14 protein-coding genes are annotated in these 13,866 nt (G+C 65.0%); 4 read left to right on the top strand and 10 right to left on the bottom strand.

Annotation, left to right across the window (positions count from 1 at the left end):
- Nucleotides 1-20: 20 nt before the first annotated feature.
- The 6 genes from CH292_RS22000 to CH292_RS21975 form a co-directional block, all read right to left on the bottom strand.
- Nucleotides 21-779, bottom strand: a complete 759-nt coding sequence (locus tag CH292_RS22000) for a DUF881 domain-containing protein (RefSeq protein WP_371828309.1) — start codon at nucleotides 777-779, stop codon at nucleotides 21-23.
- An 8-nt stretch (nucleotides 780-787) separates the two neighbouring features.
- Nucleotides 788-1,102: a small basic family protein gene (locus tag CH292_RS21995; protein ID WP_094653437.1), complete on the bottom strand. Its 315-nt coding sequence runs from the start codon at nucleotides 1,100-1,102 to the stop codon at nucleotides 788-790.
- Nucleotides 1,103-1,203: 101 nt separating this feature from the next.
- A complete protein-coding gene (locus tag CH292_RS21990) occupies nucleotides 1,204-1,995 on the bottom strand; it encodes a DUF881 domain-containing protein (RefSeq protein ID WP_094628232.1) in 792 nt (263 codons plus the stop codon).
- A 43-nt stretch (nucleotides 1,996-2,038) separates the two neighbouring features.
- On the bottom strand, nucleotides 2,039-2,656 hold the full coding sequence (locus tag CH292_RS21985; RefSeq protein ID WP_019667965.1) for a CDP-alcohol phosphatidyltransferase family protein: 618 nt from the start codon (nucleotides 2,654-2,656) through the stop codon (nucleotides 2,039-2,041).
- Between the two features lie 49 nt (nucleotides 2,657-2,705).
- Entirely contained in the window at nucleotides 2,706-3,110 is a 405-nt protein-coding gene (locus CH292_RS21980) for a nitroreductase family deazaflavin-dependent oxidoreductase (protein ID WP_019667966.1), read from the bottom strand.
- 138 nt (nucleotides 3,111-3,248) lie between these two features.
- Nucleotides 3,249-4,910 (bottom strand): FAD-binding dehydrogenase, encoded by a 1,662-nt coding sequence (locus CH292_RS21975; RefSeq protein ID WP_218830197.1) that lies wholly within the window; start codon nucleotides 4,908-4,910, stop codon nucleotides 3,249-3,251.
- Between the two features lie 148 nt (nucleotides 4,911-5,058).
- On the opposite strand from CH292_RS21975, the gene CH292_RS21970 reads away from it, so the two are divergent.
- Nucleotides 5,059-6,246 carry a M4 family metallopeptidase gene (locus CH292_RS21970; RefSeq protein WP_094655743.1) on the top strand — a complete coding sequence of 396 codons (1,188 nt, stop codon included), beginning with the start codon at nucleotides 5,059-5,061 and terminating at the stop codon, nucleotides 6,244-6,246.
- 17 nt (nucleotides 6,247-6,263) lie between these two features.
- Nucleotides 6,264-6,560, top strand: coding sequence for a protealysin inhibitor emfourin (locus CH292_RS21965; protein ID WP_019667969.1), 297 nt, complete (start codon nucleotides 6,264-6,266; stop codon nucleotides 6,558-6,560).
- Between the two features lie 45 nt (nucleotides 6,561-6,605).
- On the opposite strand, the gene CH292_RS21960 is transcribed toward CH292_RS21965, so the two are convergent.
- Both CH292_RS21960 and CH292_RS21955 read right to left on the bottom strand, forming a co-directional pair.
- The gene (locus tag CH292_RS21960) at nucleotides 6,606-8,837 is read right to left on the bottom strand and encodes a cation-translocating P-type ATPase (RefSeq protein WP_094655742.1); all 2,232 of its coding nucleotides are present in this window, start codon (nucleotides 8,835-8,837) and stop codon (nucleotides 6,606-6,608) included.
- 2 nt (nucleotides 8,838-8,839) lie between these two features.
- Entirely contained in the window at nucleotides 8,840-9,124 is a 285-nt protein-coding gene (locus CH292_RS21955) for a DUF1490 family protein (RefSeq protein WP_019667971.1), read from the bottom strand.
- Nucleotides 9,125-9,322: 198 nt separating this feature from the next.
- Between CH292_RS21955 and CH292_RS21950 the strand changes: the two genes are divergently transcribed.
- Both CH292_RS21950 and CH292_RS21945 read left to right on the top strand, forming a co-directional pair.
- Nucleotides 9,323-10,090, top strand: coding sequence for a PIG-L family deacetylase (locus CH292_RS21950; RefSeq protein WP_033190244.1), 768 nt, complete (start codon nucleotides 9,323-9,325; stop codon nucleotides 10,088-10,090).
- A 180-nt stretch (nucleotides 10,091-10,270) separates the two neighbouring features.
- Nucleotides 10,271-11,425, top strand: a complete 1,155-nt coding sequence (locus CH292_RS21945; protein WP_019667973.1) for an alpha/beta fold hydrolase — start codon at nucleotides 10,271-10,273, stop codon at nucleotides 11,423-11,425.
- Here the strand turns inward: CH292_RS21945 and CH292_RS21940 are convergent.
- Both CH292_RS21940 and CH292_RS21935 read right to left on the bottom strand, forming a co-directional pair.
- Nucleotides 11,414-12,784 (bottom strand): MCE family protein, encoded by a 1,371-nt coding sequence (locus tag CH292_RS21940; RefSeq protein ID WP_094655741.1) that lies wholly within the window; start codon nucleotides 12,782-12,784, stop codon nucleotides 11,414-11,416. The genes CH292_RS21945 and CH292_RS21940 overlap by 12 nt on opposite strands.
- Before the next feature lie 155 nt (nucleotides 12,785-12,939).
- Nucleotides 12,940-13,794 (bottom strand): CPBP family intramembrane glutamic endopeptidase, encoded by an 855-nt coding sequence (locus CH292_RS21935; protein ID WP_019667722.1) that lies wholly within the window; start codon nucleotides 13,792-13,794, stop codon nucleotides 12,940-12,942.
- Between the last annotated feature and the right edge of the window lie 72 nt (nucleotides 13,795-13,866).

Here is a 13,866-nt window from a genome sequence, read left to right as displayed (position 1 = left end):
CTCGTGCACCGACGTCCACACTAGTTTCCCGGCTGGTTTCCGGGCTGAGAGTATTGAGGTGACCGCAGATCCCGCAAGGCGGAGACAGTCACCTGCTGAGACTGAGCTATGCCGCACTGTCCGCCGAAGCGAGACACCGTGTCCACGACGCCACCGGGAATGTCGAGCGCTGCGGCCAGTGTCGCCGGGTCGCCGATGGCGGAGAACACGAACGGCGCGGACGTGGGTCGGCCGTCGACGATCACATCACCCGGCTTTCCTGCGATCCACGAGTCGACTCCGATGCGGATGGGCGGCTGTCCGCCACCGGAGAGCTGCACGGCTTCCGCTCCCGCGGCCCGCAGTTCCTGCAGCGCGTCGAGCAGGACGTCGGATCCGACCCCCTTGTCCGGATCTGTCACGGTGACGGTGACGCCCGGCCCGGCGGCGGCAACAGTGCCGACCTGAATGGACAACGACGCAAGCCGGTCCTGCGCCTCGGCGAGGGCAGCGCCCGATCCACCGTCTGACTGCCGAAGCGCAGACAGAGTGGTCTGCAACTCGGCGATCTCGCTGCGCAGCGCGGCCTCTCGCCTCCCGACGTTGTCGAGGACGACCAGGAGGTCCGCCGGTCGGGCAGCATCGAGTGCATCACCGCTGCCTGTTTCCCTGACCTGCACCACGATGCCGAATCCCAGAACAGCCATCAACAGAACAGCGAGGGCGCCGAACGCGCGGGACGAGCCCTTCCGTCGGAATCTGTGCCGGCCGTCGGAAGGCTGTGCGGACCGTGTGTTCATTCGCTCGCTCACGCACCGAACAGTCGTCGACGGAGAGCTGCGGCGTTGCCGAAGATCCTGATGCCCAGGACGACGACGATGGCAGTCGACAGTTGAGTGCCCACGCCCAACTGGTCACCGAGCCAGACGATCAGTCCCGCGACGAGGACGTTGAACACGAAGGACACGACGAAGACCTTGGCGTCGAAGATGCCGTCGAGAAACGCACGTACACCGCCGAACACCGCATCGAGTGCGGCAACGACCGCGATCGGAAGGTAGGGTGCGACGCCGACGGGGACTTCCGGTCCGGACACCGATCCGATGACGATGCCCACGATCATCGCGACGCCCGCCAACACGAGAAGTCCGGATCCTCGGCCCGACGGTCTCCGATCGTTCCCGTCGACCGTACGGTCGGCCGCCGCGTGATGCTGGTGTTCGCTCAACGTCCTTCGTCCTGTCCTGCTGTGGTGACTGCGCGTACGGCCGCGGGTGGCACGCTCAGAGAGTCCGAGGCCTCCGTCGCGAAGCCGATTCGATAGAGCTGCGCAAGCCCTGCCATGCGCAGGTAAGCGTCACTGACCGAGAACTGCGCTTCCAGGCGCGTCGGCGATCCGATCGCGGTCACGGTGTAGGGAGAGAACACCGGCCGGTTGTCCACGAGCATTGCGCCTCCGGCTTGGCGGATCGTGACTCCCGGACCGACCCTGACGTCGTCGACCGCGATCGCCTCGGCGCCGCTGACCCACAGCGAATTCACCACTGTCTGGAGGTCTCGGTCCAGCACGGCCGAATCAGATGAGCCTCGGACAGGAACCGACACGTCGGACAAGTCCGACGGTGCGGGCGGCTCGGCTACGGTCACCACGATTCCCGGTCCGGTCGCACTGTCGGCGCCTGCGGCTACTTCGAGCGCGCGCAGATCCGTGAGAAGCGCTGTGCCGCGATCGTCGTTCCTGAGTGCGTCGTCGCGCGCGCGGTCGACCTGAGCGCTGAGGTCCTGTCGTGTCGAATCGAGTTCTGCGGCTCGCGATTCTGCGTCTCGGACGCGGTCAAGGGTGTCCTGCCGGGACTCGCCACCCGAGGTGTCGAACACCTGGGACAGTGCGATGCCGAACACGCACCCGACCAGCACGGCGCCGAGCACCAGCATCGCGATGTCCTTGCCGCCGCGTGGCGTCCCCCGCCTGGATGCCGATGCTGCGGCGTAGCCGGGGTCGAGATGCTCGGACATCAACGAGCGAAGCAGCGACGGAACTGGGTTTCGAGAAACCGGTTCACGCACTTCGTGTTTCCTCACGCGAGGGCGGTGCGGTGTGCCGTGCAACCAAGGATGCTTTGTACAGGTACAGACCGCCGGTCCACACGTACAGCGCGGTCCCCCAGACGAGCAACGCCGTGCCGACGGGCCACAGCAGATCCGCGACTGGGGACTCACCCGTCGACGCGAGCAGCACCGGAAGCGTGATCATGATGACGAAGGTGGCGGCTTTGCCCAGATAGATCACCTCGGGTGGCGGCAGACCTCGCCGGCGATAGATGAACATGGTGCCCGCGAGCACAAGATCCCGGCCGACGAGGATCACCGCGACCCACCACGGAATGATCCCGCGCACGACGAAGGCAGCCAGGGCCGTGACGACCGAGAGACGGTCGACGAGCGGGTCGAGCATCGCGCCGAGCCGTGACGATTGGTCCAGAACACGGGCTAGTTTGCCGTCGAGCCAGTCGGTGGCACCGCTGGCCAACAGCACGGCGAGAGCCCATCCGTCGGATTGCGGACCCAACAGAAGATAAAGGAACAGCGGAATCAGCAACAGCCGGATCACGCTCAGGGCGTTGGGGAGCGTGAGCACGCGGTCGCTCAGGACTCCGCCCTCGTTGTCGGTGCTCACCGGTTACTTCCGTTCCCGCTGTCGACCGCGTGTGCAGGTGAACGTGCGATCACGATGCCGAAAGCGCAACCACCGGTATGACGCGCGTGGTCTTCTTCTCGTAGTCGGCGAATCCCGAGTACAGCTCCGCCTGCTTCCGGTAGAGGGCGTCTCGTTCGTCGCCTTCGATCTCCCGGGCGACGACGTCGATCGTGTCGTCTCCCACTTCGATTCGTGCGGCGGGGTTGGCGAGAAGGTTGTGGTACCACGCCGGGTTGGTGTCCGCCCCTGCCTTCGAAGCGAAGATGACGTACCGATCACCGTCGGGAAGGTACATGAGCGGGCTGAGCCTGTCCGCACCGGATTTCGCGCCGACGGTGTGCAACAACAGCAGCGGCGCCCCCTCGAAGGGGCCGCCGACCTTACCGTGGTTGGCACGGAACTCCGCAACGACCTGATCGTTGAAATCCGGCATCGATTCTCCTGACGTCGCTGCTGTTGTCCACGGTGATCCGCTGCCACCGCGTCCGCTGTCCAGTGTCACTACCCTACCGCCGGACTCGATGCCGGAAACTCCGTTCTTCCAGTCCTGCCGCGGGGCGGACGGTCGGCGTCATCGTGCAGCGGCGCGTCCGGCCGCACGGCCCGAGAAGATGCAGCCGCCGAGGAACGTGCCTTCCAGCGACCGGTAGCCGTGCACTCCGCCGCCGCCGAAGCCGGCGACCTCGCCGGCCGCGAACAATCCGTCGAACGGCGTTCCGTCGGTGCGCAACACCCGTGAATCGAGGTCGGTTTCGAGTCCACCGAGGGTTTTCCTCGTGAGCAGGTGCAGCTTGACCGCGATCAACGGGCCCGACGCCGGATCGAGGAGTCGGTGCGGGCTGGCTATGCGGGCGACTCTGTCGCCCTTGTACTTGCGTGCGGCATGAATGACCGACACCGACAGGTCCTTGCTGAACCCGTTGACCATTTCTCTGTCTCGGGCGATCAGTGTGGCCTCGACGGCGTCGGCGTCCAGATCGACCGATCCGATCTTGTTCATGCCCGCGACCAGCTCACGCACCGAGTCCGCGACCACGAAGTCCTCTCCTCGACGCTTGAACGCTTCCACGGGACCGGGCGCACCGGGCCGAATGCGCTCGAGCAGCTTGCGCACGCTGCGGCCCGTCAGGTCGGGATTCTGCTCCTGGCCCGAAAGCCCGAACTCCTTCTCGATGATCTTCTGATCGAGCACGAACCATGAGTAGTCGTATCCGGTACGGACGATGTGTTCGAGGGTGCCGAGCGTGTCGAACCCGGGAAAGAGCGGCGCGGGGAGCTGCTTGCCGGTCGCGTCGAGCCACAGCGACGACGGCCCGGGCAGAATCCTGATTCCGTGGTTCGGCCACACCGAGTCGTAGTTGGTGATGCCTTCGGTGTAGTGCCACATCCGGTCGGAGTTGATGAGGCTGGCTCCCGCTCGACGGCTGATCTCGAGCATCCGACCGTCCACGTGCGCGGGAACGCCCGTCAGCATGTGCTGCGGGGGTGTGCCGAGGCGTGCGGGCCAGTTCTTCTTGACCAGATCCCAGTTCGCGCCGATTCCGCCCGACGTCACGACGACTGCCCCGGCAGTGAACTCGAACTCGCCGACGGCGAGGCGGGACGACGGAACGCCTCGAGCGACGTCCGACGGCTCCAACACCGATCCTCGGACTCCGGTCGCCACACCGTCGCTCACGAGAAGCTCGTCGACGCGGTGACGGAACGCGAAGTCGACCAACCCGCGGTCGGCGCCGTCGCGCACCGTGGCGGCGAACATGTCGACGAGAGCGGGACCGGTCCCCCAGGTGATGTGGAATCTCGGCACGGAGTTGCCGTGACCGTCCGGCCCGTAACCACCTCGTTCGGCCCAGCCGACGAGAGGGAATATCTTCAGCCCTCGCTGTCGCAGCCAGCTACGCTTCTCGCCCGCGGCGAACTCCACGTACGCCTGCGCCCACCGTCGCGGCCACAGATCCTCTTCTCTGTCGAAACCCGCAGTACCCATCCAGTCCTGGAGAGCGAGGTCGTAGGAGTCCTTGATTCCCAGTCTCCGCTGCTCGGGGCTGTCGACGAAGAAGAGGCCGCCGAACGACCAGAATGCCTGCCCACCCAGGTTGGCTTCGTTTTCCTGATCGACCAGGATCACCCGTTTTCCCTTGTCGACCAATTCGGCTGCGGCAACAAGGCCCGCCAGTCCACCCCCGACGACAATCGCATCGGCGGTGCGTGTCGATTTGGCGGTTCCGTTCACCACTGTTGCCCCCCAGTCCTGGATGCTCACCTGTGTCGGCGATCACTTCGATGTCGGCCTCGACTCTAACCCGACCGTCGGATCGCGCGACCACACGATGTCGTAGCCGTCGTCTAGTGTCTACGGAACTCGACTGGAAGGTGCTCGTGTGGCAATCGAATCCAACTCGTCCTCGGAATCCGGTTCCGGTTCACCCTTCAACCGAAACGCCTCCGGCTCAGGCACTTTCCCGTCCTCGCAGCTGCGAACGGTCGTACCTCCGTTCCTGCTGGAGCGGATCGCGGAGAGCGCGTCGTCCGGCCGCGGCCAGGGAGTGGTGGCAGACCATGCGTCGTCGAGCGCGGCACGCACCCTCGCCATCGACCGTCAGCTCGCGCGTGGACGTTCTCCCCTGCGGTCCACCGTTCGCGCCTCCTCGGCCGCAGCTGCCGAGGGTCCGGTTCGGTCGATCCACGATGCGCAGAACCGTGACGCGCTACCCGGCCGCCTCGTCAGGTCCGAGGGTGAGCCCGCCTCCGGGGACGTCTCGGTCGACGAGGCCTACGACGGCCTCGGCACCACGTTCGCCTTCTTTCGGGAGGTGTACGGCTACGAGAGTCTCGACGGAAAGGGCCTCCCCCTCTCCGCCACCGTGCATTTCGACCGCGACTACGACAACGCGTTCTGGGATGGCGAGCGAATGGTGTTCGGAGACGGGGACGGCGAAGTGTTCGGCCGGTTCACTGCCTCGCTCAGCGTCATCGCCCATGAACTGACGCACGGTTTCACTCAGTACACTTCCGCGCTCGAGTACTTCGGCCAAGCGGGCGCGCTCAACGAGTCTCTATCGGACGTGTTCGGCGTTCTCGTGGAACAGTATTCGTCGAAGCAGGACGCGAAGACTGCATCGTGGCTCGTGGGAGAGGGTCTGTTTCTCCCTGCGGTCGAGGGACGGGCGCTTCGGTCGATGATCGACCCTGGCACGGCCTACGACGACGACATCCTCGGGCGAGACCCTCAACCGAAGGACATGGACGGGTACGTCGAGACCACGGCGGACAACGGAGGTGTCCACATCAACTCATCCATCCCCAACCGCGCATTCGCGTCTGCAGCCAGGGCGCTCGGCGGACCGGCGTGGGACAGGGCGGGGCAGGTGTGGTTCGACGTCGCCACCGATTCGTCGTTGCCGTCGACCGTCGATTTCGAAGGTTTCGCAGCAGCCACGGTGTCTGCGGCGGTCACGCGTTACGGCGCCGAGTCAGATGTTCACCGGGCCGTTGCCGCAGGTTGGGCTACCGTGGGAGTGGTCGTGGACGCGCAGGAACCGGCGGAGTCGTCCACGCGTCGAGTCTGAGACGTGAGGACGGTGGCATGTTCATCGAAGTCGTTCGTGTAGGTGGCGTGGCCGGCCTCACTCGCCGAGCACAGATCGACACCGATGTGCTGGACGACGACGCATCGGTGCGCGAGTGGCAGGAACTCGTCGAACAGGCACGGCCGATGCTCACGTCCACCGAAGACCGATCCGGGAGCGCGTCGAGGCGTCGGGACGCGTTCGAATGGACTGTGTCGGTGGACGACACGACGTGCCGTCTGGGTGATTCGTCGATCACCGGGGCGCTCCGCACCCTCGCACAACGCACGCTGCGCGAGGGTCGGACACCCTGATGGTCTCAGTTCGGGCAGCCGGTGAGGTTCAGGTGGCCGGGCGCGCTACCCGGCCCGTCGACCCGGTGGATCCATTCGGTAGGTGATCAGCCTGGAGCTGTTGGCCACGACGGCGACGGACGATGCGTTGTGCAGTATCGCAGCCAGGACCGGTGACAATCCGCCGGCAGCACTGACGAGCAATCCGACCGCGTTCACCGCGATGGACATGCCGTAGTTCTGCTGGATCACGTCGACAGCGTGTCCACCGAGGTCACGAACGTCCAGGAGGCGATTCAGATCGTCGCTGGCCAGTGCAACATCGGCGGTTTCCACGGCAACGTCGGTTCCGGCGAGACCCATCGCGATGCCGATGTCGGCGGCCGCCAGTGCAGGCGCATCGTTGGTCCCGTCTCCCACCATTGCCACGATGTGACCTTGCTGCTGAAGATCGTGAACGACCGTCAGTTTGTCCTCCGGCATGACCTCTGCTCGCCACTCGGTGATACCGAGTTCCGCAGCGACTGCAGCCGCGGTGTCCTGGTGGTCGCCGGTCAGCATGATGATGCGTTCGACGCCGTCTGCACGCAGCCGAGCCAGCACGTTCAGCGCTTCGGGGCGGACTTCGTCGCGCAGACTGATGAGCCCGACGAGGGTGCCGTCGACCGCAAGCAGAAGCGGCGTTTCGGCTTGGCGCTGCAGTTTCTTCACCCACGATGCGGCGTCTTCGGACACCTCGACGTTCTCGCTCCTGAGCAGGGACGGACTTCCGAGAAGCAAGGTCCGTCCGTCGGCCCATGTCCTCATTCCCAGTCCGACGAGCACCTCGCATTCTTCGTGTGGAGGAATTTCGATGTGACGCTCTTCGGTGGAGCGAATGACGGCTTCGGCCAAAGGATGTCGTGAGTGGATCTCGGAGCTCGCGGCGTACGCCAGGACCTGTTCCGGGAGCCAATCGTCGGCGAAGGCAACTACATTGGTCACCACCGGTCGGCCGACTGTGAGCGTGCCGGTCTTGTCGAACACGACAGCATCGACGCGGCCGGCAAGTTCGAGGTGCGACCCGCCCTTGATGAGGATGCCGCGGCGGGCACCGTTTCCGATGGCCGCACTGATAGCGGTGGGTGTGGACAGACCGACTGCACAGGGACACGCAACGAGCAGCATTGTCATGGCGCGCCGCACATCCCGTGTGACGATCAGTGTGAGAGCCGAGAGCAGGAAGGACGTCGGCACGAAGCGCCGCGAGAAGTTCTCGCCGACGGTTTGAATCGGTGCTCGATCTTCCTGAGCTTCTTCCACCCGCGAGATGATGCGGCCGATTGCGGTGTCCTTGCCGACGGCAGTGGCGCGTACGACGAGGCGTCCGCGTACCACGACCGACCCGGCGTGAATACGTGCGCCCGGAACGACGGACACGGGCAGCGTTTCTCCGGTGATGGCCGATTGATCGACGATGGATTCACCGTCGACGACGATGCCGTCGACCGGGGATGCAACGTGGTCGTACACGACGACCTCGTCGCCGACGGTCAAGGACTCGGTGTCGACGGAGATCTCACTGCCGTCGGCCAACCGTATCCATGCGGTGTCCTGAGTCCCGCCGAGGAGGTCGGCAATGGCGCGTCGGGTCCGCCGAAGGGTCAACTCCTGCAGATACTCACCGATGTTGAGCAACCAGAGGACGGTCAGTGCGACGACGTTCTCGCGCAGAACCAAGCTGGCTACGGTCGCGGCCGACACCAGAGCGTCGGTGCCTGCGCCCTTGTTCCCCGTGATCGACCGGAGGGCACCCTTCAGGAACGGGTATCCGGTGAAGACGGTGGCTCCCGTGGCCACGAGCCGACTGGTGGGACCCAGAATCGGCGGACGTCCGAGTCCGTAGCGACGGATGCCCAGCAGAACCAGCGCGGCGCCGCCGACGGCCATGCGGAGAACTTCGGCGCTGGCGATGTCGGCGGACCGTGGAGTGCGGTCCGGCACGGCGGACCGAGCCGTCGACTTGCCCTCCTGGACCGCGGCGATAACGGCATCGCGGTCGACCCGAGTACGAGACACCCACACCACGACGGAGCCGGTACGCGGATACGCATGCGCTGCACGGACACCGACCACTTTGTCGAGGGCGTTCTCGATTGCCACTGCCCGGCCCGGGCTCGAACGGAGCCAGGGAACGTCGAATCTTATTCGTCCTGCCGCGTCGGACAGCACACGAATGTCAGCCGACGACGTTGCTGCCGATGTGCTGTTGCCCGCCCGGTTCGGGGCGAAGTCGATGACGTCGGATTCGGTCGCCACGGTCAGTGGCTGTGTCCGTGACCGGTCTCGCCGACAGCGGGCGGCGGAACTTCTTCCCCGAGTCGTTCCTTGGCCTCGGCGACGACGTCCGATACCTGCAGACGTGCCGATTCGGCACCCTCCTCGGCCTTGCGCACACCGCGAAGGCCCCACTCGGTTGCGGTCACAGCCGCTCCCCTGATGGGTGCTTTCGCGATCAGGGTTCTTGCGCCGTTGTACGCCGCGACGCCGACTGCTCCCGTGACGACGGTGGTCAGTGCCTTCGACAGAAGTATCTGGAATGCCATTCGTTCACTATATGACGGGCGTAGGCGTGCTGTCCCACCTGTGTGCTGGCGTTTCTCGTGTGCGAACGTGCGCATCGACGCATGCGGAATGCCCTGCGGACTGGACCGTGCACAAGCGGCGGTTCGCGGTGTTGTGATCTGTCGGCCGACATTCTCGGTCGGGGACGCGCACCGGACGGGTGGGGATATTCTTGGGATGTGCCCAGCGTTCCCAGTGTCCTGTGCGTTCACGCTCATCCCGACGACGAGGCACTGTTCACCGGCGGGATTCTGGCGCGAAGCGCTGCGGCGGGTGCACGCACAGCCGTGGTGACGTGTACGTGGCGTGACGGCGAGGAACGTGTCGAGGAACTGCGCCGTTCTCTCGAGGTTCTGGGTGCTGGTGAACCTCGCCTGCTCGGCTACACCGACAACGCCCTGTCAGGCGGTGTCCTCTTCTGTGCTGCGCCGTTCGACGAGGCGGTCGGCAAACTCGTTGCGCACATACGATCGTTTCGGCCCGACATCGTGGTCACCTACGACGGATTCGGGTCTTACGGACATCCGGATCATGTTCACGCGCACAGGGTGACACTGGCTGCGTTCGAAGCGTCCGGTTACGAGCAGCTGTTTCCCGAGGCCGGCGAGCCGTGGCGTCCGGCCCATCTGTGCTTCGCGACTTTTCCTCGAACCGCCATCGAGTCGAAGTGGCAGACCCTGTTCGGAACGGCGGCCCCGGCCCCCGGACCAGGAGTCCCCGGCATTGCCGACAGTGACGTCGACCTGGCGATCGACGTCAGCGCCTGGTTCGACACCAAGTGGTCGGCGTTCAGCCAACACCGTTCCGAGATCGAACGCGGTGGTGGTGCGTCGCAGTTCGCGAATATGGACGTTGCGACTCGTCGGGAAGCGCTCGGTACCGAATGGTTCGTTCATCGAGCGCCCGTCGGGGTCGACCCTGCAAGGGATCCGTTCCTGCCTCGCTAGGATTCCGTCGTAGCAGCACACCGCGTGGATAGCCGAATCACTCTGCAGCGCACCGGATATCGAGTCGACCGCGTTCTTGGTCCGGGTGCGGTCGGGACATCGGCGCGTACGGTGGACGATGTATCTGATCAGGACTCGACGTGGGGGCGTCGGTCGATAAACGAACCGGAGATTCTTCCCGTGGACTGGGACGACGAGCGCCGGAAGGCGCGGTTGATCGAGACTCGATGGGGACGCGATTGGCGAGTACTGGGGAGAACGCGTCGGTGCCTGCTTCGCGTGTCGCTCGCGTCGATTCCATTGCTCGTCCTGTTCGGTGTGTACTGGCGTGTCGATGTCGCGCCGGAGCAACGGCGCCTCGCCGACACCCGCCCGAGCATCGACGAGATCTACGGGCCACGTGATCCCGCGGACGCCACGACGGCTGTCGTGGACCTGGTCGGCTTGGGTAATCTCGATGCGGCGCCCACGGCGGCGACTCTGCCTGCGTTGGCGGACCTCGGCCGGGTCTGGTCCGTTCGGTACGACAATCGTGGCCTCGACACGCGGGTGATCAGCGACCTCATCGACAGACGCGCAACTGCTGTAGGAGTGAGCAACATCGTTCTCGTCGGACACAGCATGGGTGGAGTCGTCGCACTCGAGGCTGCGCAGCATCTGTACGAGGACTCCGACAAGACCGTGGGGGGTGTCGTGCTCGATTGCACACCGGTCGACCTGCACGCTGTCCGAGAGGCCAGTCGAGACGCGGGCGAGGACTTGCTGCGGTGGATCGGATGGTTGCCGGGGGCGCGTGAGAGCCGATCGCTACGGACGATCGTCGAGATGGCTGCGCGACAGGACAGGTTCGTGGACACACAGTCGTCGTGGCTCCCGCATATCGAGTGGGAGGAGGCTGCTTCGGCGTTCGACGAAGTGATGCGCGACAAGGTGTTGAATCCGTCGGCGGCCAGCAACGGTTTCATCGAATCGCAGTTCAAGACAATTGTCGCCTCCGGTGCTCTGGACAACCTCGACGCGTTGTCGGACGAAGTCGACGGCAAGACCGCTCCGGCGATCGTGTTCTTGCGTCCGCGGGACGGGGCTGCGGACACCGTGGTCGACGTCGACTATTCCCAACGCATTCTGTTCGAGCGATCGGGAGGGCCCGACGGAAACCTTCGCGTGGTCCGCATGCCGGGTACCGGCCACGCCAATCCGCGTCAGGCTGCCGACATGTACAACTCGGCGATCACGACGCGGGTCGTGCCGATGGTCGACGCCAGCAGTTCGCGCGCGTGGAAGTCCTCGGCCGGACCCGACCCCACCGAGCGGGGTGAGGTGTCACCGCGGTGAGTTTCCGGTTGCCGTCATCCGGACCTCGGCACCTCGGAGTGCGGGCGCTGTCGCGGATGTGACCCAGGAAGGAACGTCCTGCGGAGCGGTTCCCGTTGCTCCGCCGTAGATCACGGCGAGCGTGTCACGTTCGAAATCCGAGCCCGCGTAGGACACCGGCGTCTGCTCGACGATGCCCGGCAGCGGCGAGTACTGCGGCGCAGGCAGTTCCGGAACATCCTGCGGTCCGGGGTTCCTCGACGGCACCTGGTAGGAACCGTCGTTGACCGATCCGCCCGGGTACTGCGGGAAGAACTCACCGGCGGCAGCGTCCGCCGGAGCGTGGCATGTCGGTCCACGGTCGTCGAAGAAGCGCGGCTCGTCCTGATTAGGCAGGTACCGTCCACGTGGATTGATGAGTGGCATGTCCACGTTGATGCCGCGGTACTCGTCGCCGACGCCGATGACGTCCTGCGCGCGTTGCACCACCGGCACGAAATTGGCGAACGTGCACCCGAACGACGGCGAATACTGCGCCAACAACTCCAGCGCCTCACGCGAATCCGCCGAGATCCGAATCAGATTGTCCGCGTTGGCCTGCAGAAAATCTGCCGTCGACGCACTCGTCGCCGTCAACGACGAGATCAACGTATCCACCGCCGGACGCTGCTCGACCAACGTGTTCCCCGTGACCGACAGATTGTCGAGCGCATCGATCAACTGCGGACCCGCATCGGCATACGTCTGCGAGAAATCCGCCAACCCACGCAGATCCTCCTGAATGTTCGGCAACTCGGTGTTCAGACCCTTGAAGATCGTGTCCAACCGATCGATCGTCAACCCCAACTCCTGACCACGACCACTCAGACCCTGCGCCAACGCACCCAACGTACTCGCCAGATCCTGCGGCGGAATCGCTTCGAGCAACGGCAGCAAGTTGTCCAACAACTGACCGACCTCGATGGCACTGCCACTGGTGTCCTGCCTGAGCACGGTCCCGTCGGTGATCGGCGACGCCGTGTCGTTCTCGGGAATCTGCAACGCCACGTACCGCTCACCGAACAACGTCTTGGGCAACAACCGCGCCGTCGCGTTCGACGGAATCAGATCGGCCTTGTCCGGATCGATCGCCAACTTCGCCGTCACCACACCGTCGACCGACGACGCCGACCGCACTTCACCGACGATCAAACCGCGAACCTTCACATCCGCGTTGCTGGGCAACGCATTACCCACCGAATCGGTCACCAGGTCGATACTGACGACTTTCTTGAAAGTCTTGCTGTACGAGGTGACCGACCACGTCACGAACACGATGATCATGAGAAACAGCAGCAGTCCCAGCAGCCTGCGCTTCACCGCGGAGGTGGATTCGATCATTGTTCGGAGCTTAATGTAACCGGCGGTAACGCCCACTACGCGGCGACGGTTACCTGCATCACCTGCACGAGGGCCACGTGCTGCGCATCACACTCACGGTGTCGGTTACCGCGGGTACGGTCGCTGAACCGGTCACGTCCATTCGGGAGTGACGCCTACCGTTCGACGGGCGGCGTTGTCGGCCGCGGGACCTCGTCGGACACAGGGGTGGACGGAATCCCTCCGAGGGCGCGTGGCACCAACCACATCGTCAACGCACCGAACATGATCAATATGTTCGCCCACTGAAGAAGCGTGGCGGCGCTGTCGAGCGGAATCACTCGGTCCAGCACCTGAATGTTCATGGCGATTCCGTGAACGACGACGAGCACCCACAGTCGCCGGTACTTGAAGTACACCCATACTGCGGCCGCTCCCCACAGTGCGGCCCACACGAAGCCGCCGCCGCCGAAGAACAGGTACAGGAGGCCTCTCATGCACCCGGCGAGGATCATGACCCACCCGATGGGTATTCGACCGACCAAGAGCAACACAGGAAGTGCTGCCAGCAGTGGTTCTTCACGTAGTCCGGCGGACAGGGCGGTGAGCACTGCCAACGCCGGAGATTCGACCACTGCCGGCACCGAGAAATCGAACCGCGCCACCGAGAGTCGGTCCAGCACGAGAGCGAGGGCCGACGCGGCGGCGATCGCGGCACACCAGGCGACTGCTGCGTCGACGGCCGTTCCTTGCCTGCGCGGTAGAAGTTCCCCGATGTCCGATCGCCGTAGGTAGGCGACCGCGGTGATCGCGATCGTGCCGAGTGCGAGCTGTACAACCAGCACCGCGAGGTCGGCGGCTTGATCTCGGACGCTCAGGATCGGCATCGGTGCGTTCGGATCGCGCAATCGCCAGAGAGCGCCGAGGATGCTGACCGAATACACGGCCGTCCACAGCGACACCAGGACGACCACCAGCGCGCACGTGACCGCCGGGTTCGGGCGATACCAGTCGGCGGCGCGCCCCCACATGCGAGACATTCTCGACCCCGCCTTCGCTTCGTGTCGTCCGCGTCGCTCGGTAGGTGCTGCGCGGTCCGGCCT

This window comes from Rhodococcus sp. 14-2470-1a, from assembly GCF_002259425.1.
Lineage (GTDB): Bacteria > Actinomycetota > Actinomycetes > Mycobacteriales > Mycobacteriaceae > Rhodococcoides > Rhodococcoides fascians_E.
This window is presented reverse-complemented; position numbering and strand designations above follow the sequence as displayed.